Here is a 21,354-nt window from a genome sequence, read left to right as displayed (position 1 = left end):
ATGACCTTGTGCTCGTCTCGGGCTAACTGCTTTCAGATACCCAGTACTTTTCATAACAGAGGATCATTAGCCTGTGAAAAAATTAATCGATGATTACATTGCGATGAACCGGGCGGGACGTGTCTTAGAGTTATGCGAAAAGTACTACGACGAGAACGTTGTCATGCTTAACAACGGAGCTGTTTTTGCAGAGTCGATGCGTGAGTCATACGACAAGCAGAAAGGCTTTGTTGAGTCTGTGACAGCTTTTGATGTCAGATTGGTTAACAGGCAAGTTGAGGGTAACGTTTCTAAGCTTACCTTCCATTATAAGATGACTGGTGCTGATGCTAAGGTCACCGAATTCACCGGTAAGCATATCCAGACATGGCAGAACGGGAAGATCATCAGAGAAGAGTATGTGTCGGTTAATCAGGCATAAGAGAGCCATCTATCGGGTGTTGAGATTCCAGAATTATGAGCTGCGAAAGTAATGAACGTCGAACAGCTTAAAGCTATGTGCCTGTCATTTTCGGGTGCTTCAGAGAAAGCATAAGAGTGTCATTTATCGGGTGTTGAGATTCCAGAATTATGAGCTGCGAAAGTAATGAATGTCGAACAGCTTAAAGCTATGTGCCTGTCATTTTCGGGAGCCTCAGTGAAAGAGAGCGGTCATCCGTCTAATATCTTATCGTTCTTCGTCGGTAGCAAAAAATTCGCCTATTTCAAAACCAGCGAGCCGGAACAGTGGCGCTTCAGTATCAGGGTGACTCCTGAGCGTTTTCTGGAGTTGACTGATCAGCCGGGGATCAAGCCTGCCCGGTATATGCACCGGTTTTACTGGGTGACTATCGTCAATGTGCGCGCGGTGGATGAAAGGTATCTGACTGAGCTGGTGGGTTGGTCTTATAATAAGGCATTGAGTAGCTTACCAAAGAGAGTACAGGCTGAACTGAACTCTTAGGCAAGGCGATTCGAGCTGCCCGCTGGCAGAGGATGATTGTGGAGGAAGGTCTCTATGTTTGAGCTAAAGACAATAGCACTGTTTACGGTCACCGCAATCGCCGAAATTGTTGGCTGTTATCTGCCTTACCTGTGGCTTAAACAGGATAAGAGTATCTGGCTTCTGATTCCAGCAGCCATCAGTCTGGCGCTGTTTGCCTGGCTGCTTTCGCTGCACCCTACGTCTGCGGGTCGGGTATATGCCGCCTACGGCGGCGTGTATGTTTTCGTTGCTATTCTCTGGCTGTGGAAGGTGGACGGGATCACTCCGACTACATGGGATATTGTTGGCTCGTTTGTCGCCGTGACCGGTATGGCGATCATCATGTTTGCCCCCAGAGGCGGATAGCAGAATCAGAGTTAGGCCAGTCAGTAGCAAGCCGGATTCAGATGTTCCGGCAAACGCATAATGGAGAATGAGATGGCAATCACCGGCGAATGCTTTTGCGGCGAAGTAACGTATCAGGTCCATGGAAAACTCAGGGATGCCAGATCCTGCCACTGCTCGCGCTGTCGTAAAGCGTTTAGTGCTCAGGCATCGGCTTGTGCATTAGTTGAGCCTGATGAATTCAGATGGTTATCGGGTGAAGCGTTACTGACATCCTACGTTGGCGAGCATGGTTTTGGCATTCAGTTTTGTCGCCAGTGCGGTTCTACCCTGAGCACTGTTTATAATGGTGTTATTCACGGTGTTACTTTAGGTTGCGTCAATGGTGATCCTGAGATTGAACTTAGCCGGCATATCTATATTGGTTCTAAAGCAGCCTGGGAAACGATTCCTGAGGGAGTGCCGCTGTATGAAGAAGGGGTGCCTGAAAACCAGTAACTCAGTCTTTTATACAGAAAGATTCAGTTTGCTGATTAAATTAGTAAATTTGATGCAATCAATGAAAATGAAAAGTTGGTGATGGATATAGCGGGACAGTTTGATAATAGAAAAGCTGGAAGCTATCTGTCTGAATAACAGCTGCAACAGGATGGGCAGGGTTATGAATTGGTTAGGTTCGATTATTACGATATTGATGGTGCTTTCGCTACAAACTCATGTTCAGGCGCAAACTCAACCCAAAATACAGGTACAGGGCTGTGTTGTGTTGTTGCATGGACTAGCACGAAGCAGCGGTTCACTGTCGGCGCTGGAACGGCGATTGCAAAGAGCGGGTTATTACACGGTCAATCAAAATTACCCTTCAACTGAATATGCTATCGAAACGCTGGCGCAGGATACGATTGACCTGGCCCTGACTAAATGCCCGTCAGATAGTCAGGTTAACTTTGTAACCCACTCCATGGGTGGCATTCTGGTACGCCAGTATCTGATGGATCATAGCATCAGTAATATGGGCCGGGTGGTGATGCTTGGGCCTCCGAATAAGGGCAGCCAGGTTGTCGATGAACTAAAAAATGTACCGGGATTCAAGCTTATCAATGGCCCTGCTGGCATGCAGCTTGGTACCGGGGAGTGGAGTGTACCAAACCGGTTGGGGCCTGCTAATTTTGAAGTGGGCATCATTGCGGGGACACGCAGTATCAATCTCCTGTTATCAACGTTGTTGCCGAACCCTGACGATGGCAAGGTCAGCGTCGAAAACACCAAACTCGAAGGGATGTCTGATCATATTGCGTTGCCGGTTACGCATCCGTTGATGATGAATAACAGGCAGGTTACAGAGCAGGTTATCAGCTTTCTTAAACAGGGTTCGTTTAAGCGGGAAGATACGCCAGATTCTAAGGTGTTGCTGATCAATAGCCAGCGCGTACCCTGTATGGGAATGGTCCCGCAATATTGTATGCAGACTCGTGAAAATGTGAGCGATAAGTGGCAATTTTTTTATGGCAGAATTGAGGGCTTTGAGTATCAGGAAGGCTTCAACTATAAGATCAGGGTGGCTATTTATCCTATTGCCAACCCGCCCGCCGATGGCTCATCTTTAAGGTATGTTTTCAAAGAGTTGCTGTATAAGAAGGCCGCTCCTTAAAACGGTAATAATGAATAGTCGAACAGACGTAAGGGATGCGCATGCGTTTAATCCGGTTGTTAAAAAATGATATTGCCAGAGAAGCCTGCGAGTGGGTCGACGATGGCCTGATCAGTCAGTCTCAGGCTGAGAAAATCTGCCAGCGCTATGACGTCGATTACCATCAGATCAAAAATCGATCCTTTGGCTATAGCGTGTTAATGGGCCTGGGGTTTCTGTTTATAGGCTTGTCGGTGATTACGTTATTGGGAGCCAACTGGGATGAGATACCCCGGGCAGTTCGCATGTGGGGACTGATCGCAGTCACAATGACGACCCAGGGGCTGGCACTGCGGCTGTATTTGCAAGGCCGGGCGCAGGCGACCGGAATATTTTTTCTGGGTAACCTGTTTTATGGTGCTTCAATTATCCTCATCGCGCAGGTTTATCATCTTGGTGAGCATATGCCTGATGGCGTGTTCTGGTGGGCACTGGGCTGCCTGCCGATCGGTATTTTAATCTGTAGCAGAATGGTGATGTTACAGAGCTTAGTATTAGCCCTGATATGGTTCTTTATGGAAGCGGGCATGGGGTTCTATCCGGCGCTGTTTCCGCTGTTTATTGCCGGTGGTCTCTATGTCTTGTATCGGGGGCAACAGAGCGTTCTGTTGTTTCTGATGGTTGTGGCCTGTATAGCTGTTTGGTTTGAATATTCATTGGCGGAATACTGGCGCGAAGGGCGTTACTTTGATTTTCATGCGGGCCATGTTGTGGTCAGTGTTGCCCTGTTTATTCTGGCATATACCTTCAGTCACTGGCTACATCTGAGAGAGTCGGTGCGGGCGAGAGATTATGGCGCGATACTGGCCTTGTGGAGTCTACGTTTCGGACTGGTGTTTATGCTGGTCATGGGATTTGAAGACCCATGGCGTGATCTGATTCGTGCTGACTGGTGGCATATTACTTCAGTGCTTGCGCTGGTCGCCGGATTTTCTATAGCGGCATTGTTGCTTGCTTACATTACCCGAAGGCTGATTCCGGTGAGCGGACTGGTCAGTTGTTTCTGGTTGTTATTGCTGGGTGTGCTGAATACAACTGAGAGCGGCGATGCGATCTATTTTCAGATCGCCAGTAATTTGCTGCTGGTGGCGCTGGGAATATGGCTCATTGTCAGAGGGATACATAGCGGTATTTCACATTATTTTTTTCTCGGGGTTGCATCGATCATGCTGACGGCTCTGATGCGTTACATCGATCTTATCGGTGACTATATCGGCGGTGCAATTCTGTTCGCGGTATTCGCTGCACTATTGCTGGGGGCTGCTAAATACTGGAAGAGCTACCAGTTAAAGATGCATCAGCCAGAGGAAATTAAGCAGGGAGAGCAGCAGTCATGAACAGGAAAGTTGTTACTACCCTCGGCTTTGCAATCGGGTTTCAGTTACTGGTGCTATGTGGCGTTTATGTTAATGCAGCGTTGCCATTATGGCTGGGTAAAGAGGTCAGAATCAGTACCGTACCGGTGGATCCCCGGTCAATGTTCCGGGGCAATTATGCCCAGTTACGTTATGAGATATCTGAGATCGTGGAGACCGAATTCTCTGATTCAGATCCGAATATGAATCAGCTACGCAATGGCGAAGTGGTGTATGTCTCTCTGGAGCAAAACGGCGATGGGCTGTATCAGTTTTCCGGCGCTTCCCTTGAGAAGCCTGCAACCGGAGTGTTTCTTCGGGGGCGTGTCGCAAGCCGGTATTATTCTTCAGTTGTGCGGATTAAATACGGTATCGAAGCCTATTTTGCACCTAAGGATAAAGCGCTGGCGTTGGAAGCTAAGTTGCGTGATGGTGGGGTTGCGGTTCTGATGGTGTCTGATTCAGGTAAGGCCCGATTGAAAGAGGTTGTCGCGGAATAACCTCAATAGAGTTGAAATAAAAATGGGTTCAGGAAAGACAGCAATATAAAACAACTGATAATAAGGGATGGATAATGCCTCAAATAGAGTTTTCTAAAGATGAAAAAGCAGTTCTTGTCGGTCGCTTACAACGCTATTTCAATGACGAGCTGGATCATGAAATAGGCCAGTTCGATGCCGATTTTCTGTTAGATTTTATAGCGAAGGAGATGGGTGCCTATTTCTACAATCAGGGCTTAGCCGATGCCCAGACAGTGGTCGAAAAACGGATGCAGGATGTCACCGAAGGGATCTACGAACTGGAGCAGCCGGTTAGCTTTAACCGCTGATGTTTGTTGAAAGTAATTGAGCTTAAAGGACAAATAGTTTTTCATCCCCCCCCGATTCAGGATCAATCCACAATGTTGGGCTTCGCTGCGCTCAGACCAACCTACCAATCTAAATCGCCGCGAGGGCGCGCCTCCCACAAGCATCTACACTTACGAAGCAATATGCTCGAACTTGGCACGTAAATAATTAAGAAGGCTTGTCTGTTTTTTCTAGCCACTAGCAAGCAGCGGCCTTTTGCTGCGTCTGACAGTCGAGCTTGCTCGACGTTCTAGCCACTGTTTCGTTTCGCTTCGCTTTGTCTTTTGGTCCTAAAGTTTAAAAAACTCTGGTCCTAATCAGTGAGACGGATCGGGTCTTTAATGTAATACATCCCCAGAATATAAAAATAATCAGGCTCGGAGGCTTATATGGCACTACAACGTTACGGCTTTATTGTTAAAAGTGATGATCTTGAAATGTTCAAACATCATGCCCGCCTGCACAGTGACAACTTCGATATGTCTATCGCCGGAGTCAGTGATGTGGCTCAGGCCGAACTGGTCGCTCAGGAGATGATCACCAAAGGGATTCAGCTGATTGAACTCTGTGGTGGATTCTCCGGTGATGATGCGCAACGTATTCGTGATGCGATCAATGATCATATTCCCGTTGGCTATGTTCAGTACAGCGATGATGAACGCGCCCGACTGAAAGCAGAACTGAGCTGATCGGGGTGATCATGAAAATCATTGTTGCTGAAGCTTCTCCTCTGTACTGCCAGGGCGTGAAACTCGTCCTGAACAGCATCGGAGTTACCGTCCAGCCATCATTCGTCAGCAGTTTTGATGAGCTTCGGAGTTCTCTGTCACATCAGCAGGATGCAGTGATGATTATTCTTGATTCCCGCCTGCCAGGGCTGGATCAGGCTGACCAGTTGAAAGCGATAATTCGTGCCAGTGATGCACGGGTGCTGATGTTGGCCGATAATAAAGATATTGCCTTTATGCGCTGGACCTCTTTTCACGGTGTAAAAGGCGCGATTGCAAAAACCGCCGATGTTGAAGAGCTGGGGGATGCAATCCGCACTGTAATGGAAGGGCGCAGTTGGCGTTATGACGAAGAAGTGAGTGTCGATCAGTGGCTTGGTCAGGAAACCCGTCTGGGATATGCCCTGAGGCGTCTGTCAAATCAGGAGAATAACGTTCTCCGGTTTGTACGCTCCGGTCTGCGTAATAAGCAGATCGCCAGTGAGATGTCTTTGACCGAACATACGATCAAAACCCACATGTCGAATATTCTGCGCAAGCTGGAGATTGAGAACAGAACCCAGCTTGTAGTAGCCATTCAGAAAGTTGAAGTCGATCAGGGACTGAGCCTGAGCGCCTGATCAGGATACTTTTGGAGGTGTGTTATGTCTTCTGTTTTTAAAGTGTTTGATATCGAATCCCAGAGCAATACCGACTATGCCCGCTCCTGTGCCATTATGCTGGCCACGATCGCGAAGCAGAAACCCCGTGTTCAATGTATTACCAATACGGTGGCGATGGACTTCACCTCAGATATTCTGCTGGCGGTGGGGGCGCGACCTTCTCTTTCCATGGGGGTTGATGAGATTCAGGAGTTTGTCGCCAGTTCCGATAGTCTGAGTATCAATATTGGTACCCTGGATTCGGCCCGCAAAGCCGCGATCCGTCCGGCAATAGAGACCGCGCTGGACTATCACCGTCCCTGGGTACTTGATCCGGTATCGGTGCACGCTTCCGAAAAACGTTGTGATTACGCCCGTGAACTACTGGAACTGAAGCCGACGGTGATCCGCGGTAATATCGCTGAAATTAAAGCCCTGGTCGGCAGGGATACACCGGAAGCGGCCTGGATTCTGGCTCAGCAAACCGGTGCTGTGGTTGCGCAAACCGGCGAGGCTGACATTATTACTGATGGTAGCAAAGCGCTGATGATTGCCAATGGCAACCTGATGCAAACCCGGGTTTCGGCGATGGGCTGCGCAGCAACGGCATTTGTTGCCACATTCCTGGCCGTTAACCGCCGCGCGTTTGATGCCACGGTGCAAGCACTGCTGGCACTCTCTGTTGCCGGTGAGGTAGCGGCTTCACGTTCAGCCGGTCCCGGCAGCTTGCATATGCATATCCTGGATACTTTGTACTCGCTGGATGCTGAACAGCTGGAAGCGCGTAGTCATATCCTTAAGTGCGAAGAGGTTGCGGCGTAAAAGTCGTTGCTCGTAGTTCGAACGTCGCTGCGCGACTCGTTCGTAGCTCGCAAAGGCCTTTATACCTTCCTTCCTTTTAATTCTGAATCCGGCCCTTTGTAAGGGGCTGGACTCAGGGCTTTCTCTTAATTGTTTCTCAGCTGGTTTTTCGGCACTATCCATCTAATGGAATCGCGAGCGCAAGGCAGTGTACTGTTTGACTAGCGCCTGCGTAATGTTGGTCTACTGTAATTTGAGGACAGTTGGTGAAAAGTAGTGATGTTACTTTTGCCTTGGTGCAATGCCCTGCGGTCAAAGGCCGTATCGATCTTAATCTGCAGAACCATCTGAAATATGTCGCGCTTGCTGCTGCAAACGGTGCGGATATTGTCATTTTTCCGGAGCTGTCTTTGACCGGCTATGAGCCTGAGTTGGCCAGTGATCTTGCTCTTGATACATCAGCTGATGCTGATCCTGTAATACCTCTTTCAGAAGCCGCTCAAACACAGGGTGTCATCGTAGTTAGTGGCGGCCCTCTGCAAAGTGATGGGACACGGCCGTATATAGGCGCGCTGATCTCCTATCCTTCGGGTATAACCGAACTCTATCGTAAGCAGCACCTTCACCCCGGTGAGTCCGAGTATTTTATTGCCGGAAACGAAAGCTATGTGATCAGTTATAAAGGGCAACAGATCGCGTTGGCAATATGTGCAGACTTCTGTAACCCGGACCACTCAGCTGAAGCTAAAGCTGCAGGTGCTGATGCGTATCTTTGCAGTGTGTTGATTTCTGAGAACGGTTTTGCCCCCGATAGTCAGTTGCTGCAGAGCCGTGCACGGGAGAATGTTTTCCCAGTATTGATGACCAACTATTCCGGCGAAACCGGTGGTTGGAAGTCCTGTGGCAAAAGCCGGGTATGGAGTTCCGATGGCGAGGTGATAATTGCATCAGAGGGCAGTGAAAATTCGATGGTGCTATGCACTCTGTCTAATGGAAAGGTTAGCGGTAAGATACTGGACATATAGTCAGAGATGAATCTGTTTACAGGGAGTTATTTGATCTTTGATCAAAGTATTAACCGACTAAGCTGTTACCTTTTGTGATGGATGAACAGGTATTACAAATCAGTGAGGGATCATGTCCGAACAGCGTAGCGAAACAACTCATCATATTCCCGGTGTCAGGCTCTGGTTACGGCGTGGTTGGCAGGATTTTAGCCAGACTCCCTGGATCAGCATGGGCTTCAGCAGTCTGTTTCTTATTATATCTTTGCTTGCTTACTGGCAACTATTGAAGCAGGACCTGGGGCTGATTTTATATCCATTTATTACCGGTTTTATGGTGGTGGCACCGTTGCTGGTGACCGGGTTCCAGCGAGTAGGCCGGTTACTGCATGAAGGCCAGAAACCTCGCTTCATGGATCTGATTACCGGGGTTAAAGAGAGTACGCCGGGGATCTTCTTCCTGACTTTTGTGCTTTGCCTTTGTTATCTGATCTGGGTGACCGATGCGATGGTTATTTATGGTATGTATTTTGGCGTTAAGGCGGTGCCGGTCAGTGCAGAGCTGCTGACCGATCCGGCATTGCGGGATAGTCTGTTTCACTATCTTCTGTTCACCGGCCTGATGGGGATGGTGATCGCTTTGATGGGGTTTATGGTGGGGGCCTTCTCCATCCCTCTGATTATGCATCAGAGGGTGAGTTTTGTTTCTGCGGTGTTTACCAGTGTGGCCACTGTCTGGGGTAATAAATTGCTGATGTTGCGTTGGGCACTGTCGCTGGCGCTGATTATGCTAACGACGCTGTTGTTCGCGTTGCCGTTGTTAGTCATCGTACTGCCGGTGACCGCCTATGCCAGCTATGAGGCCTATGTCGACCTGTTGGAGCCATAAGCTGGCTTGATAGATACATTGCAACTCTAAGAGCTGCATGACAGCATCGAACAACCGGCCCGTGAGCGCGCCCACTCGGGCCGTTTCTCTGCAAACTGCTCTTTACCTGGCTGCTCGTCATAGGGCTGGCGCAGCACATCCAACAACTCGTTAACCAGCGCGTGATCGCCCTGCTCAGATTTGTCGATCGCCAGCTGTGCCAGATAGTTGCGCAGCACATATTTAGGATTCACTTTATTCATCCGTGCACTGCGCTCATTCTCCGTGATACCGTCCTGCTGTAGCCGAGACTTATAATTATCCAGCCAGTTATTCAGGCGGCTCAGGTATTCATCCGTTAGCTGCTCTGGAACATAGTAAGCATGCTGCAAAGGCGCCGAACGTTGTGCAGAGTCAAGATCTGTATCCAATATGACCTTAGCTAGCTGACGATAGAAGATTGTCATATCGGTTTCTACCAGCTGCAGAATCGCCTCAAGCTCGCTGCACAGGGCATCATCGGTTGCTGGCATGTATTGGTTAAGGCCGAGTTTGTCAGCCATCATCTGCTGGCTTAGTTTCTCGTAGGTATCGGCAAAGTCAGTCAGAGCCTGTTGCAGTGGTTCGGCTTCATCGATTAGCGGGTAAATAGCATTGGCCAGCTGGAACAGGTTCCACTGGGCAACTTTGGCCTGGTTACCAAAACGGTAGCGCCGTCCGTGGGCATCGGTAGTGTTCGGTGTCCAGTCGGGATCATAGTCTTCGAGCCAGCCGTAGGGGCCATAATCGATGGTCAGTCCGAGAATCGACATATTGTCTGTATTCATTACACCGTGAACAAAACCGACCCGGGTCCAGTGCACGATCATCTCCGCGGTAGTGCGGCAGATCTCTTCAAACCACTCCAGGTAGACCGCTTTTGATGGTTCGCCAAGGTGGGGGAAGTCGGTACGAATGGTATAGTCGGCCAGTTGTTTTAGGCGTTCGTTATCGCCCCGGGAAGAGAAAATCTGAAAGCTGCCGAAGCGAGTAAAGGAGGGCGCAACCCGACAGACAATAGCGCCGGGTTCAAGCTTGGTATTACCATCATAAAACATGTCCCGCATAACCTGCTCGCCGCTTAATATCAGGCTCAGGGCACGGGTGGTGGGTACTCCCAGGTGATACATCGCTTCACTGCAGAGGAATTCGCGCACCGATGAGCGCAGTACTGCCAGACCGTCAGCTGTACGGGAATAGGGGGTCATACCTGAACCTTTTAGCTGCAGCGTATGGCGCTGCCCCTGGCTGTTAACCACCTCACCCAGATTAATCGCCCGGCCATCACCCAGTTGCCCCGCCCAGTTACCAAACTGATGGCCGCCGTAGCACATTGCATAAGGGTCCATACCGGGCAGCAGATTGTTACCTGAAAAAGCCCTGACAAAGATTTCACTCTGACAATCGTCATGACTCAGATCCAGCAGCTCAGCAACCTCCCGGGCACAAGCGACCAGCTGAGGCTTTGCTACCGGAGTGGGCTGTACCCGTGAATAACATGATTCCATCACCTGACGACAGTAGTTTTCAGATTCAGGATCGGCAGGTAACTCACGGGTAAAGCGGTTATCGAATACCAATGCTTTCAGGGGGACTGCTTTCTGTTGGATTGTCATCTGCGGGCCTTATGGTTATTTAGATTCCGAATATACTGCTGCCTCGTGTGAGGTTTGAAAATCAGCATCAGTGACAAGAGGTAAGAGTCTGTGTCGGCCGATAAGTTTGACATAGTTCATCAGATTATTAACCCGGAACCTATTGTGGGATTGAGACCCGAGAGGGAAAAGAGGGTTATTAATTGCATTGTAATGATAATTATTCGCATATAGAATTGTTTTGTGGCACGTTAAATTTGAGTAATTTAGGGCGATAATTAGTGGGTAGTTATTCCGTAGCAAGTTTCTGTAATCCGGAGAACAATAAGATGGCTGGAACAGAGCCTTTGCTTGGTTCAATAGGCATCCATTACTGCGGTGTTGAATATCAGCCTATCATCGGCCTGCATGATCAGTCGGTGTATGCTTACGAAGCGCTGGCGCGCTTTTATCGTAAGAATAATGAAAATGTGTCACCGCTTTCAGTGTTTCAGGCGCTGCATTGCAATCCTCATCTACTGGCTAAAACTGAGCTGCAATTGAAACAGCACCAGTTAGCGCTTGCGCCTGAAGGCGCGCGTCTGTTCATCAATCTTGATCCTCATGCTGTCACAGAAGAGGTGCACTGTTCTCTGATGGTATTACTGGCTCAGCAGACAAACCTGGTCGTTGAGTTGATAGAGAATACCGATCTGCTCGATTCAAAGGCGAGTATTAAGCTGCTTCAGGACTTAGGAAATAAGGGAATCAAATGTGCACTGGATGATATTGGGGCCCGGGAGTCGATGCTCTCAGTCGATCTGATAGTTGCGGTGGATTACCTCAAGTTCGATCGGCGCTGGCTGGTTTTACTCGATCAGCCAAAGTATGAAGAGCTGTTTCGCAGCCTGCTTAACTTTGCCAGGTCGGCTGGTCGTAAGACTATACTCGAAGGGATTGAAACAGAGCGGCAGTTAGCCCGGGTGCAACAGTATCCGCTGGATTATATACAGGGATTTTTCTATCGGGAGCAATTTATCCAGTCGGAATTGCGTCCGCTTTAGCTCTTTTTGCGATTACCTCAGTAAACAATTGTCTAAAAAACAGCCGCTTTTTCAGCTTGCTTTCAGTTACATTTCCTATGCTGAGTGTAACTCAAATGTACCTGAGGAAATGGCAATGAAAAGGTTTTCATTACTTATTGCTGTGTTACTAGGATTAGGTACCGGCTCTATCGCATCGGCAGATGTGTTCAATAATAACTGGCAGGCTATTGATAACCCTTCAGTTCTTCGTTGGCGTTTTGACCCGGATGCGACTGAAATAAACGCAACAACAGCACTACACCCATACGACGTTTTTCAACGTAACTTTACTACGATTGAGAATCCTGCATCGCAGGATCGGCTATATCACCGGGCGGTTGTGACTGGGCAAAGTGAACAACAGGACGGTACGTTCAAAGTTAATTTCAGATATATAGAAAACCCTTCATTTAGAAGAGAAATCTGAAATGAGGGAAAGCAGTAGATAGCAAAAAAGCCGCGGATGCGGCTTTTTGCTTTTTCTAGCCACTAGCGAGCTGAGCTTGCTCAGCGGTTCTAGCTAGCCGCGAAGCGGCGGTCTGAGTACTTTATATAAAAACTGCTGCAGGCGGTTTTTATTAAAGTACTTTATCCAGCGCCTTCTCCAGCTCCGCCACTGTCCGGTCAACATTCTTCAGTTTATCTAACCCGAACAGACCGAGGCGGAAGGTTTGGTAATCATCGGGTTCGTCGCATTGCAGGGGAACCCCCGCAGCAATTTGCAGTCCTTCGTTAAGGAATTTACGGCCATTCTGGATATCACCATCGCGGGTGTAGCTAACGACTACTCCGGGTGCCTCAAAGCCTTCTGCGGCGACGCTTTTGATGCCTTTGCTGGTTAGCAGTTCCCGAACTTTTATCCCCAGCTCTTTCTGAGCGGCACAGACTTTAAAGAAACCATACTGCTCTGTTTCCAGCATCACATCCCGAAATTTTGTCAGTGAGTCGGTTGGCATAGTGGCATGGTAGGCATGGCCGCCACTTTCATAGGCTTCCATGATCTGCAGCCACTTTTTCAGGTCGCAGGCAAAACTATTACTCTCAGTGTCATCAATCAACTGGCGGACGTTGTTGTTCATCATCACCAGACCGCAACAGGGGGAGCCGCTCCAGCCTTTCTGAGGTGCACTGATCAGGATATCGACACCGGTTTTTTGCATATCCACCCAGAGGGTACCGGAGGCGATACAGTCCAGCACAAAAATACCGCCAACAGAATGCACCGCCGCAGCAACCTGTTCAATATAGTCGTCCGGCAGGATCATCCCCGACGCGGTTTCCACGTGGGGAGCAAACACCAGATCTGGTCTTTCAGCTTTAATGGTCGCTACAACTTCTTCGATAGGAGCCGGGATAAATGGTGCCTGAGGCTGGTCAGAGGTTGGTCTGGCCTTCAGAATAATCTCCGAGGAGGGAAGTTTAGCCATTGCGAAAATCTGGCTCCAGCGGTAACTGAACCAGCCATTGCGGATCACCAGGCATTTTTTGTCCTGGGCAAACTGTCGCGCCACGGCTTCCATGGCAAAGGTTCCGCTGCCGGGAACTACGGCTACTGAATCAGCGTTGTAAACCTGCTTCAGGTTAGTTGATATGTCATTCATCACTGCCTGAAATGACTGCGACATATGGTTCAGGGCACGATCGGTATAGACCACTGAATATTCCAGTAATCCATCCGGGTCGACATCGGGTAATAATCCGGGCATAGCTATCTCCGTAAAAGCGAGTAATTGTCTGTTTTAGTTCAGGCCTCTTAGCGAGCCTGTAACTGAGTAATTGAAACCGTGGCAATGTTATGCCTGTCCAGTTCGCTGGTTGTTATTTTAGTTCAGTTTCTTTAGCGAGCCAGTAACTGAGAAATGAAGCAATGTCGTTGCCACCAGTCACTACCGCGCAGGATATGATCAATGTTATTCCTGTCCTGTTCGCTGCCATAGCAGGCTGCCGGTGTCGTGGTATGGATGTTGGGCAGCATTCGGCTGTACAGCTGACGGCACTGTTCATGGTAATCGGCATAATCAGCCGTGGGTTCAGACAGCTGCAGTCGTCCAGCAACAGCCTGTACAAGCTTATCGCTGATTGGGAAAATTGGTAACTGCGGGCAGAGATAGAACAATAACCAACTGGCACACTGTTCCTGATAGCCGCTGCCAAATACTTCAGCTGCTGCTTGTTGGATCAGCCGGATACTTAGCCGGTGTTTTTCATCATGGCTAAGATGTTCAATTTCTTGCCATATTGGTTCCAGTTCGGAGCGAATAAAGGCATCAAGGTTCGATGCTATTTTGGTTGGTTCGACACCGATCGGGGGCAGCGATGCGGCTTGCCACAGGATGTTGATATAGGTTTTATCAATCAGGGTTCTTCCGGCATTGAGCCAGCCATAATTTGCGGCTCGCTCCAGGCTGCTATAGAAAATTGTCAGCAGGCCGTTGTGGCTGCTGCGGTTATCGTTGCCGCTGCCAACCAGAACACTGGGGCGAGACCATCCCTGAGCAGTATGTTGAGCGATAGCGCTACAGATATTCGTATTCATTATCTGACACTCTTGTTTGGGTTATAACCCACTATATGAAGAGTGACGATCGCTCCCAAGCGCCAGCCAGGAGATGCTGTTAGGGCCAATTTGAATTTTTAATTAGGGCGGTTGCAAGAGAAAATATAAATATACTGACTGTTTTTTATACAAAAAAACATATTTCGTATCAAATAGTTACGTCGTATATTCTATTTGGTTATAAATATTGAATTTAATATTCATTTACACGCTATGTGATCTCTTTATACTGGCTCCATCAAGTTATCCAAACTGGCCCAATCAGACGAGTGTCTGATGCCTAAGGGCTTAAAACACTAATGAGGTGTGATTATGTTAGCTCAAGCTGCTGTGCAACCTTCGGTATCTGTTAAGGAAACGACTCAGGCGAATACGATTCGCGTGACGATCAAGCAGGTAGAGCCGATGATGCGTGAAGTGGCTAAGCCGGCAGAAGCGGTTGTTGAGCAGCCTCGTTACGATTTTGTCGGTATCGCCGGCTAAGGCCCATATAAGGTTCCCTAACTTCTTTCCCCTCCAGCAGGAAGTTAAAAAAAAGCCCCGGCTCATATGAGCCGGGGCTTTTTTTATTTAATCGTATCGCTTAAGTTTAAACGATACGGATTGTCAGTCTTCAGATCTTATCGCGACCCAGAGAAGTCAGCAGCTCATTGACCTTGTCCTTACCGCCTACAGACTCGTAGAACTTAGGCCATACTGCATCCTGAGCTTTCTTAGCCCATTCAGCTTCATCCTGCAGGGTATCGATCTGCATGCCGTACTTGCTAACCAGTTCTTTCTTGATCACAGATTCCTGATCTTTCAACCATTGCAGGCTGTAAGCGGTTGCTTCATTACCGGCTTCAAGAATTGCCTTCTGAGTCGCAGCATCCTGATCCTGGTACAGAGACTCAGAAACGATCAGCGGCTCCAGCAGGAACAGGTAGTGCAGGTCAGAGATATACTTCTGAACTTCACCGAACTTCATCGCATAGATAGTCGTGTACGGCGTGTCCTGACCATCAACTACGCCCTGTTGCAGCGCGGTAAAGGTCTCAGACCATGCCATCGGCGTTGGGTTGTTACCCCAGGACTTGTACGTGTCGATCATGATCTCGTTTTTAGGAACACGAACTACGACACCGTCCAGGTCGGCCAGCTTCTGAATTGGGCGCTTAGAGTTACTCAGCACGCGGAATCCGGAGTAGGTCCAGCCAACAATGCGAACACCTGAATCACGAATTGTGTTCTGCACCAGTTCAGCGGCGATAGGGCCTTCAACAGTTGTAACTGCCTGATCCAGGTTTTCGAAGATATATGGCAGGGATAAAATGCCCAGCGTCGGAGAGAATGGTGCAAGGTTGTTACTGGCCAGGATAGAGAAATCCAGGGTGCCCAGTGCCGCGTCGTTCACAGTGTCCTGCTCAGAACCCAGCTGACCGTTCAGGAACAGTTTGGCAGAGTGCTTACCACCGGTCTTCTCATTGAGTAGTTCGGTGAATTTAATGCCTAGTGCTTCCTGAGCGCTGCCGCCGCCATCGCCCACTGCGATATTCCAGTTTGCGGCCAGGGCGCTGGCAGAAAACATCAGGCCAGCAGAGATAGAAAGAAGGGTACGGGTCTTATTCATGTGAACTCCTGAGAGGGTGCGTTTGTATCACTACCTGACATGGCAGGGGCTGACTTAAACGCTGTTTTTATTGTTGTTGTAATGACTGACTACATAATTGTCGTTCAGTGATTTTATTATTAGGGCCAGTATATTGTTTGTGTTGGAACCAGATTTTCATGCTTTAGTCTGGTGCCAAGTTGTTGATTTGATTGGCTATATGTTTCTTTCTGGTGCGCGAAGTATAGCTTTTGTGAATCGCTTTGGGGCTCAGGTTAATTCGTTTGCAATATACTGGTGCGGGTTGTTTTTGTGCGCTTACTGTCTGTTTTTTAAGGCATAAAAAAACGCACCGAAAGGTGCGTTTTAATGAATTCCAGACTAGATGTCGGGCTTATCCTTCTTTCTCCGCAATTGGTACTATCATCATCGGGATGCGTGAGCGGTTGAGTACATTTTTAGCAACACTGCCCAGGAATGTATGCAAAATACCTTTCTCGTGGGTGCCCATGACAATCAGATCAACATCCAGCTCTTTGGATATCTTAAGAATAGTTTCCGCCGGATAGGCTTCAACTATTTTGATCGATTTGATCTGCTTGCGGACTTTGGCATCTTCCGGGTGCAGGTCATCCCAGAAGTTATCCTGCCTTTCGAGAAGTTTCTGTTCCGCCCGGTGAACTCTCTCCTGCAGTAGATCATGACGGCTGTTGGAGTCCATTACATAGGTCTGGAATGTTATCTTGGCATCGTTGGATAGTTTTTCTACGATGTGCAGGATATGGATCTCTGCACCGGTTTTCTTAGCAATATAAGCGGCATGCTCGAAGGCTGCGGTAGAGCTTTTGGAAAGATCGGTGCTGTAAAGAATCTTGCGGACTTCAGGTAGCATAATCAAATTCCCTGTTTAGATAAGTTTGAGTAACCGGCAGGACATCTGCCTGCCGGTTGTTCAGACATTCGCGAACTGTTGCTAATAGCCAAACTGGCGTGGCAGGAACAGTGAAATTTCCGGGAAGAAGGCGATGACGAACACGGCAACTGCAGAGACGAACGCAAATGGCAATGCTTTCACTGTTACTTCTTCCAGCGAGATATTGGATATACCGGAGGCGACGAAAAGGTTTTCACCCAGTGGCGGAGTGGCAAAGCCGATCGACAGACTACAGACCATGACGATACCGAAGTGCACCGGATCGATACCCAGGTTGTAAGTAACCGGTAACAGTACAGGTGTCAGAATCATGATCGCTGCCAGGGTTTCCATAAACATCCCGACGAACAGCAGGAAAGCGATGATCAGGAACCAGATCAGGTAGATGTTATCGGTCAGGCTGAGCATCGATTCTGCAACGATTGCCGGAATGGAATTCTCAACCAACAAGCGTCCGAATACGGTTGCAGTAAACAGGATCAGCAGTACCCGGCCGGACAGCCATGTGGTGGTTTCCAGCGAGCGGAACAGATCTTTCCAGGACAGCTCTTTATGGATAAAGACACCGACAAACAAGGTATAGAAGATCGCAACAATCGCAGACTCAGTCGGCGTAAAGAAGCCAGAGTAGATACCGCCCAGAATTACCAGCGGTGCCATAACTGACCAGAACCCGGTACGGAATGCTTCTGCAATATGGGCAAAATCCCAGCCTTCAGCAGTACCTGCATAGCCCAGTCTCTTACAGCGGAAATAGTTCAGCGTCATCAGGCTGATCGAAATAACCAGCCCCGGGAATACTCCGGCGATAAACATCTTAGTGATGGATACACTCTGGAATTCACCATGCTCAGCGATAGCTTCCGGCGGTACGCTCAGGCCGATCGCCGAGATGCCGAAGATTACCATCGGAATGGACGGCGGGATTACGATACCCAGACCACCGGATGATGCGGTGATTGCCGAAGCATAGCCCTTATCGTAGCCACGCTTAACCATGGCTGGGATCATTAGCATGCCAACTGCAGCTGTTGTAGCAGGGCCGGAACCTGAGATAGCGCCGAAGAACATGCAGGCCAGTACGGTAGCGGCAGAGATACCGCCGGTGACCGGGCCGGCAAAACTTTCCGCCAGTGTGACCAGCCGTTTCGATATACCGGCGGCTTCCATCAATGCTCCGGCCAGGATGAAGGCGGGCAGCGCCATCAGCGGGAATGAGCCGACGGAGGTGAAAGCTATCTGGACAAACTTAATAGGGTTTTGGTCGAGATAGAGGAACGATGAAAGTGCCGCAACCCCGAGCGCAACGGTAACGGGCGCGCCCATTACCAACAGGACCAAGAAGGACCCGAATAATATTAATACTATGGATGATTCAGCCATGACCTGCTCCTGGATTACGCGGCGTTTTTCTTATTGTCTTCTTCGTCGATATCGTGTTCCATCAGCTCATCAAGTTCCTGAGAGTCGGGATCGCGGATATCGATGCCTTTAACCAGTTTGTAATAGTTCACCTGAATGATACGGATAGTCATCAAGCTGAATGCAATCGGTAAAATAAGGTAGATATACTTCATCGGTATACCGAGTGTCTGAGACTTCCAGAAAAGGTTCATCTTGTTGAACACAAAGTCGTATGACAGGTAAACAAAATATACGTTAAAACCGATCCAGACCAGGTCTGAAAGGACTTCAAGGATTGGAGGCATCCACGCAGGCATCAGTTTATATTGAAAGGTAACCCGGTTATGCGCTGCTAATTTAGCTGCGTAACTGGCACCGAAAAATACAAACCAGACAAACATATAAACGGAAAGCTCTTCACTCCAGGAAAATGAGTATCCAAACAGCTGACGGGATACGATCTGTGCAAACAGCAGGGTGACAAACAGGGCCAGCAATGTGCGACAGATATAGCTTTCGATATTATTTAGAAAATTAAAGATCTTACTGCCCATGGTATGGTCTCCGGTAAAAAGAGCATGCACCCATGGCGGGTGCATGATCCTGTTAGGTTGATAAAGCCGGTTTAATTAAACCTTAGACTTCATCGCGCCCCAGAGAACGCAGCAGCTCATTAACTTTAGCCTTGCCGCCTACTGACTCGTAGAACTTAGGCCATACAGCTTCCTGAGCCTTTTTCGCCCATTCAGCTTCGTCTTGCAGGGTATCGATCTGCATACCGTACTTGCTGACCAACTCTTCTTTGATAACTGCTTCCTGATCTTTCAGCCATTGCAGGCTGTAAGCAGTCGCTTCATTACCGGCTTCAAGAATTGCCTTCTGGGTTGCTTCATTCTGATCCTGGAATACAGATTCAGAAACGATCAGCGGCTCCAGCAGGAACAGGTAGTGCAGGTCAGAGATGTACTTCTGAACTTCACCGAACTTCATCGCGTAGATAGTAGTGTAAGGCGTATCCTGACCATCAACTACACCCTGCTGCAGGGCGGTAAAGGTTTCAGACCAGGCCATCGGCGTAGGGTTGTTACCCCAGGACTTATACGTATCGATCATGATCTCGTTTTTCGGTACACGAATCACAATACCGTCCAGGTCAGCCAGTTTCTGGATCGGGCGCTTGGAGTTACTCAGTACCCGGAAACCGGAATAGGTCCAGCCGATGATACGAACACCGGAGTCACGAATCGTATTCTTAACCAGTTCTGCGGCGATCGGGCCTTCAACTGTCTGTACTGCCTGATCCAGATTTTCGAAGATGTATGGCAGGGACAGGATACCCAGAGTTGGGGAGAAAGGCGCCAGGTTGTTACTGGCCAGGATAGAGAAATCCAGGGTGCCGATTGCGGCGTCGTTGACTGTGTCCTGTTCAGAGCCCAGCTGACCGTTCAGGAACAGTTTGGCTGAATGCTTACCGCCGGTTTTTGCTTCCAGCTGCTCAATAAATTTGAGTCCCAGTGCTTCCTGAGCACTGCCACCACCATCACCGACAGCGATATTCCAGTTTGCGGCCAGAGTACTGGCTGAGAATATCAGGCCAGCAGTCAGGGAAAGTACTTTAGCGATCTTATTTTTATGTTTCATAAGTAACTCCTGAGTTGTTTGATCCACCCATCCTGAGATAGGTAGGGAGAGTCATGTAGGTCAGACCCGGCTGACCGACCCGCTGCTGACGATCTCTTATTGTTCTGTTATTCAGAACGGACGGATCGGTTGTCTGCGGGTCATCATCACTCCGTTCAGATCTGTTGTTAGTTACCTGATGGCCATCAGGCTTAGCGTGATGGTTATCAGAGTGCAGAATCTTAGCGTGATAATGCTATACATAGTTAACGCATGGGGCCGGCTTTTTTAGAACCAGCTCATCTGCCGTATTGGAGCCAGCCTGAATCCTGCGTAGTTACTGGCGTTGCCGGGAAAGCGAATATTCATACTATAGTTGAGTTTTGCCATCTGTGAGCGCTCGGTAACCGCTTCTGAATTTAGCAACCCGGGGCAGTACAGGAGCTGAATAGCCCCGCTTTCCTGTCATAGTAGTATTCTTCCGGCATCTGACATATATGTTTTCTGTTTATTCACATAATGAATAATTTTAATCACGTGTATGGTTTTAATGAAAACCTATAAACAAACTTCATTATTGTGTTCGTTGGTGTTATCTATGTAGCAACTGAAATGGTGGATGCAACATGACGCAGCAAAAACAAGACGCTATAGATAACGAGAATCTTCGCATCGGTGCTCAGATTCGGGATCTGCGCAAGGCAAAAGGGATCACTCTTATCACCATGGCCGAAAAGATCGGTCGCTCTGTGGGTTATGTCAGCCAGGTTGAGCGCGGTGTATCCTCGTTACCTATTCCGGTACTGCAAGCGATCAGTCAGGTTCTGGACGTACAGATCAGCTGGTTTTTTCATGCTGATGGCGAAGTGCCGCTGAATGAAGTGGATCACATCGTGCGTAGTGATGCCCGTCGTAGTCTTAACTTTTCCGGTACAGGCATCCGCGAAGAGTTACTGTCCCCCCGACTGAGTGGCCAGTTGCAGATGGTGCTGACGACTTTCGCCCCTGGTGCGGGTAGTCAGGAATCCCGTCAGCGAAAAGGTGAAGAGGGAGGACTGGTCCAGTCCGGGACTTTAGAGCTGGGGATTGGCGATAAGCAGTTTCTGCTCAGCGCAGGGGACAGTTTTATTCTCAGTGGTGATGAGACGCACTGGTCACGTAATCCGTCGCAGGAAGAAGAGACCGTCGTGATATGGACGCTTGCAGGGGGGTATTAAGAGCCGCAGGCTCTTTAGTGGCCAGATCGCCGCTTCGCGACTGGCTAGAACGGAAGGGAAGCCTTCCTGCTAGTGGCTAGAAAAAGCATGAA

General features: G+C 48.9%; 25 protein-coding genes. 17 read left to right on the top strand and 8 right to left on the bottom strand.

All coding sequences use genetic code 11. The features are described from left to right. Positions 1-73 precede the first annotated feature (73 nt). The 13 genes from ACQUQM_RS13270 to ACQUQM_RS13210 all read left to right on the top strand — a co-directional run bounded on the left by ACQUQM_RS13270 (position 74) and on the right by ACQUQM_RS13210 (position 9,265). Positions 74-421, top strand: coding sequence for a hypothetical protein (locus tag ACQUQM_RS13270; RefSeq protein ID WP_432470371.1), 348 nt, complete (start codon positions 74-76; stop codon positions 419-421). Positions 422-586: 165 nt separating this feature from the next. Next, positions 587-943, top strand: coding sequence for an MmcQ/YjbR family DNA-binding protein (locus ACQUQM_RS13265; protein ID WP_432470370.1), 357 nt, complete (start codon positions 587-589; stop codon positions 941-943). Positions 944-997: 54 nt separating this feature from the next. Further along, entirely contained in the window at positions 998-1,330 is a 333-nt protein-coding gene (locus tag ACQUQM_RS13260) for a YnfA family protein (RefSeq protein ID WP_432470369.1), read from the top strand. A gap of 72 nt (positions 1,331-1,402) precedes the next feature. Then, complete coding sequence (locus ACQUQM_RS13255; protein ID WP_432470368.1) at positions 1,403-1,807, top strand: GFA family protein; 405 nt, start codon at positions 1,403-1,405, stop codon at positions 1,805-1,807. Between the two features lie 163 nt (positions 1,808-1,970). Next, positions 1,971-2,960: a DUF4377 domain-containing protein gene (locus ACQUQM_RS13250; protein ID WP_432470367.1), complete on the top strand. Its 990-nt coding sequence runs from the start codon at positions 1,971-1,973 to the stop codon at positions 2,958-2,960. Between the two features lie 41 nt (positions 2,961-3,001). Next, complete coding sequence (locus ACQUQM_RS13245) at positions 3,002-4,336, top strand: DUF2157 domain-containing protein (RefSeq protein ID WP_432470366.1); 1,335 nt, start codon at positions 3,002-3,004, stop codon at positions 4,334-4,336. Then, a complete protein-coding gene (locus ACQUQM_RS13240) occupies positions 4,333-4,854 on the top strand; it encodes a GDYXXLXY domain-containing protein (RefSeq protein WP_432470365.1) in 522 nt (173 codons plus the stop codon). Before ACQUQM_RS13245 ends, ACQUQM_RS13240 begins: the two co-directional genes overlap by 4 nt. 74 nt (positions 4,855-4,928) lie before the next feature. Next, entirely contained in the window at positions 4,929-5,183 is a 255-nt protein-coding gene (locus ACQUQM_RS13235) for a DUF2164 domain-containing protein (protein WP_432470364.1), read from the top strand. 408 nt (positions 5,184-5,591) lie between these two features. Next, positions 5,592-5,891, top strand: a complete 300-nt coding sequence (locus ACQUQM_RS13230; RefSeq protein WP_432470363.1) for a DUF6506 family protein — start codon at positions 5,592-5,594, stop codon at positions 5,889-5,891. An 11-nt stretch (positions 5,892-5,902) separates the two neighbouring features. Further along, positions 5,903-6,550: a response regulator transcription factor gene (locus ACQUQM_RS13225; RefSeq protein WP_432470362.1), complete on the top strand. Its 648-nt coding sequence runs from the start codon at positions 5,903-5,905 to the stop codon at positions 6,548-6,550. Between the two features lie 24 nt (positions 6,551-6,574). Then, on the top strand, positions 6,575-7,393 hold the full coding sequence (gene thiM, locus ACQUQM_RS13220; RefSeq protein WP_432470361.1) for a hydroxyethylthiazole kinase: 819 nt from the start codon (positions 6,575-6,577) through the stop codon (positions 7,391-7,393). 245 nt (positions 7,394-7,638) lie between these two features. Continuing rightward, entirely contained in the window at positions 7,639-8,397 is a 759-nt protein-coding gene (locus tag ACQUQM_RS13215; protein WP_432470360.1) for a carbon-nitrogen hydrolase family protein, read from the top strand. Positions 8,398-8,509: 112 nt separating this feature from the next. After that, a complete protein-coding gene (locus tag ACQUQM_RS13210) occupies positions 8,510-9,265 on the top strand; it encodes a DUF2189 domain-containing protein (protein WP_432470359.1) in 756 nt (251 codons plus the stop codon). Between the two features lie 26 nt (positions 9,266-9,291). On the opposite strand, the gene ACQUQM_RS13205 is transcribed toward ACQUQM_RS13210, so the two are convergent. Further along, the gene (locus tag ACQUQM_RS13205) at positions 9,292-10,899 is read right to left on the bottom strand and encodes a protein adenylyltransferase SelO (protein ID WP_432470358.1); all 1,608 of its coding nucleotides are present in this window, start codon (positions 10,897-10,899) and stop codon (positions 9,292-9,294) included. A gap of 308 nt (positions 10,900-11,207) precedes the next feature. On the opposite strand from ACQUQM_RS13205, the gene ACQUQM_RS13200 reads away from it, so the two are divergent. Together ACQUQM_RS13200 and ACQUQM_RS13195 are read left to right on the top strand one after the other, a co-directional pair. Beyond that, on the top strand, positions 11,208-11,921 hold the full coding sequence (locus ACQUQM_RS13200; RefSeq protein WP_432470357.1) for an EAL domain-containing protein: 714 nt from the start codon (positions 11,208-11,210) through the stop codon (positions 11,919-11,921). 115 nt (positions 11,922-12,036) lie between these two features. After that, positions 12,037-12,369, top strand: a complete 333-nt coding sequence (locus tag ACQUQM_RS13195) for a hypothetical protein (RefSeq protein WP_432470356.1) — start codon at positions 12,037-12,039, stop codon at positions 12,367-12,369. A 151-nt stretch (positions 12,370-12,520) separates the two neighbouring features. On the opposite strand, the gene ACQUQM_RS13190 is transcribed toward ACQUQM_RS13195, so the two are convergent. Both ACQUQM_RS13190 and ACQUQM_RS13185 read right to left on the bottom strand, forming a co-directional pair. Beyond that, entirely contained in the window at positions 12,521-13,648 is a 1,128-nt protein-coding gene (locus ACQUQM_RS13190; RefSeq protein ID WP_432470355.1) for an aminotransferase class V-fold PLP-dependent enzyme, read from the bottom strand. Positions 13,649-13,779: 131 nt separating this feature from the next. Then, a complete protein-coding gene (locus ACQUQM_RS13185; protein ID WP_432470354.1) occupies positions 13,780-14,478 on the bottom strand; it encodes a hypothetical protein in 699 nt (232 codons plus the stop codon). Between the two features lie 333 nt (positions 14,479-14,811). On the opposite strand from ACQUQM_RS13185, the gene ACQUQM_RS13180 reads away from it, so the two are divergent. Beyond that, on the top strand, positions 14,812-14,982 hold the full coding sequence (locus ACQUQM_RS13180; protein ID WP_432470353.1) for a hypothetical protein: 171 nt from the start codon (positions 14,812-14,814) through the stop codon (positions 14,980-14,982). A gap of 130 nt (positions 14,983-15,112) precedes the next feature. On the opposite strand, the gene ACQUQM_RS13175 is transcribed toward ACQUQM_RS13180, so the two are convergent. The 5 genes from ACQUQM_RS13175 to ACQUQM_RS13155 form a co-directional block, all read right to left on the bottom strand. Continuing rightward, entirely contained in the window at positions 15,113-16,108 is a 996-nt protein-coding gene (locus ACQUQM_RS13175) for a TRAP transporter substrate-binding protein (protein ID WP_432470352.1), read from the bottom strand. A 373-nt stretch (positions 16,109-16,481) separates the two neighbouring features. Beyond that, a complete protein-coding gene (locus tag ACQUQM_RS13170) occupies positions 16,482-16,979 on the bottom strand; it encodes a universal stress protein (protein WP_432470351.1) in 498 nt (165 codons plus the stop codon). 81 nt (positions 16,980-17,060) lie between these two features. After that, positions 17,061-18,404 (bottom strand): TRAP transporter large permease, encoded by a 1,344-nt coding sequence (locus ACQUQM_RS13165; protein ID WP_432470350.1) that lies wholly within the window; start codon positions 18,402-18,404, stop codon positions 17,061-17,063. Between the two features lie 14 nt (positions 18,405-18,418). Continuing rightward, a complete protein-coding gene (locus ACQUQM_RS13160) occupies positions 18,419-18,979 on the bottom strand; it encodes a TRAP transporter small permease (protein ID WP_432470349.1) in 561 nt (186 codons plus the stop codon). A gap of 82 nt (positions 18,980-19,061) precedes the next feature. Continuing rightward, positions 19,062-20,066 (bottom strand): TRAP transporter substrate-binding protein, encoded by a 1,005-nt coding sequence (locus ACQUQM_RS13155; protein WP_432470348.1) that lies wholly within the window; start codon positions 20,064-20,066, stop codon positions 19,062-19,064. A gap of 605 nt (positions 20,067-20,671) precedes the next feature. Between ACQUQM_RS13155 and ACQUQM_RS13150 the strand changes: the two genes are divergently transcribed. After that, positions 20,672-21,262, top strand: a complete 591-nt coding sequence (locus ACQUQM_RS13150; RefSeq protein ID WP_432470347.1) for a helix-turn-helix domain-containing protein — start codon at positions 20,672-20,674, stop codon at positions 21,260-21,262. Positions 21,263-21,354: the final 92 nt, after the last annotated feature.

The organism is Amphritea sp. HPY, from assembly GCF_050870985.1.
Lineage (GTDB): Bacteria > Pseudomonadota > Gammaproteobacteria > Pseudomonadales > Balneatricaceae > Amphritea.
Note: the sequence above shows the minus strand (reverse complement) of the source record. Positions and strands in the feature narration are given on the sequence as shown.

Bases quoted from the DNA above. Each gene is read 5' to 3' on its own strand.
- ACQUQM_RS13205 (WP_432470358.1), bottom strand. From the start codon at position 10,899: ATGACAATCCAACAGAAAGCAGTCCCCCTGAAAGCATTGGTATTCGAT.
- ACQUQM_RS13210 (WP_432470359.1), top strand. From the start codon at position 8,510: ATGTCCGAACAGCGTAGCGAAACAACTCATCATATTCCCGGTGTCAGG.
- ACQUQM_RS13230 (WP_432470363.1), top strand. From the start codon at position 5,592: ATGGCACTACAACGTTACGGCTTTATTGTTAAAAGTGATGATCTTGAA.
- ACQUQM_RS13185 (WP_432470354.1), bottom strand. From the start codon at position 14,478: ATGAATACGAATATCTGTAGCGCTATCGCTCAACATACTGCTCAGGGA.
- ACQUQM_RS13255 (WP_432470368.1), top strand. From the start codon at position 1,403: ATGGCAATCACCGGCGAATGCTTTTGCGGCGAAGTAACGTATCAGGTC.
- ACQUQM_RS13175 (WP_432470352.1), bottom strand. From the start codon at position 16,108: ATGAATAAGACCCGTACCCTTCTTTCTATCTCTGCTGGCCTGATGTTT.
- ACQUQM_RS13240 (WP_432470365.1), top strand. From the start codon at position 4,333: ATGAACAGGAAAGTTGTTACTACCCTCGGCTTTGCAATCGGGTTTCAG.
- ACQUQM_RS13200 (WP_432470357.1), top strand. From the start codon at position 11,208: ATGGCTGGAACAGAGCCTTTGCTTGGTTCAATAGGCATCCATTACTGC.
- ACQUQM_RS13250 (WP_432470367.1), top strand. From the start codon at position 1,971: ATGAATTGGTTAGGTTCGATTATTACGATATTGATGGTGCTTTCGCTA.
- ACQUQM_RS13165 (WP_432470350.1), bottom strand. From the start codon at position 18,404: ATGGCTGAATCATCCATAGTATTAATATTATTCGGGTCCTTCTTGGTC.
- ACQUQM_RS13160 (WP_432470349.1), bottom strand. From the start codon at position 18,979: ATGGGCAGTAAGATCTTTAATTTTCTAAATAATATCGAAAGCTATATC.
- ACQUQM_RS13245 (WP_432470366.1), top strand. From the start codon at position 3,002: ATGCGTTTAATCCGGTTGTTAAAAAATGATATTGCCAGAGAAGCCTGC.
- ACQUQM_RS13195 (WP_432470356.1), top strand. From the start codon at position 12,037: ATGAAAAGGTTTTCATTACTTATTGCTGTGTTACTAGGATTAGGTACC.
- ACQUQM_RS13225 (WP_432470362.1), top strand. From the start codon at position 5,903: ATGAAAATCATTGTTGCTGAAGCTTCTCCTCTGTACTGCCAGGGCGTG.
- ACQUQM_RS13260 (WP_432470369.1), top strand. From the start codon at position 998: ATGTTTGAGCTAAAGACAATAGCACTGTTTACGGTCACCGCAATCGCC.
- ACQUQM_RS13170 (WP_432470351.1), bottom strand. From the start codon at position 16,979: ATGCTACCTGAAGTCCGCAAGATTCTTTACAGCACCGATCTTTCCAAA.
- ACQUQM_RS13190 (WP_432470355.1), bottom strand. From the start codon at position 13,648: ATGCCCGGATTATTACCCGATGTCGACCCGGATGGATTACTGGAATAT.
- ACQUQM_RS13265 (WP_432470370.1), top strand. From the start codon at position 587: ATGAATGTCGAACAGCTTAAAGCTATGTGCCTGTCATTTTCGGGAGCC.
- ACQUQM_RS13155 (WP_432470348.1), bottom strand. From the start codon at position 20,066: ATGAAACATAAAAATAAGATCGCTAAAGTACTTTCCCTGACTGCTGGC.
- ACQUQM_RS13235 (WP_432470364.1), top strand. From the start codon at position 4,929: ATGCCTCAAATAGAGTTTTCTAAAGATGAAAAAGCAGTTCTTGTCGGT.
- ACQUQM_RS13150 (WP_432470347.1), top strand. From the start codon at position 20,672: ATGACGCAGCAAAAACAAGACGCTATAGATAACGAGAATCTTCGCATC.
- ACQUQM_RS13180 (WP_432470353.1), top strand. From the start codon at position 14,812: ATGTTAGCTCAAGCTGCTGTGCAACCTTCGGTATCTGTTAAGGAAACG.
- thiM (WP_432470361.1), top strand. From the start codon at position 6,575: ATGTCTTCTGTTTTTAAAGTGTTTGATATCGAATCCCAGAGCAATACC.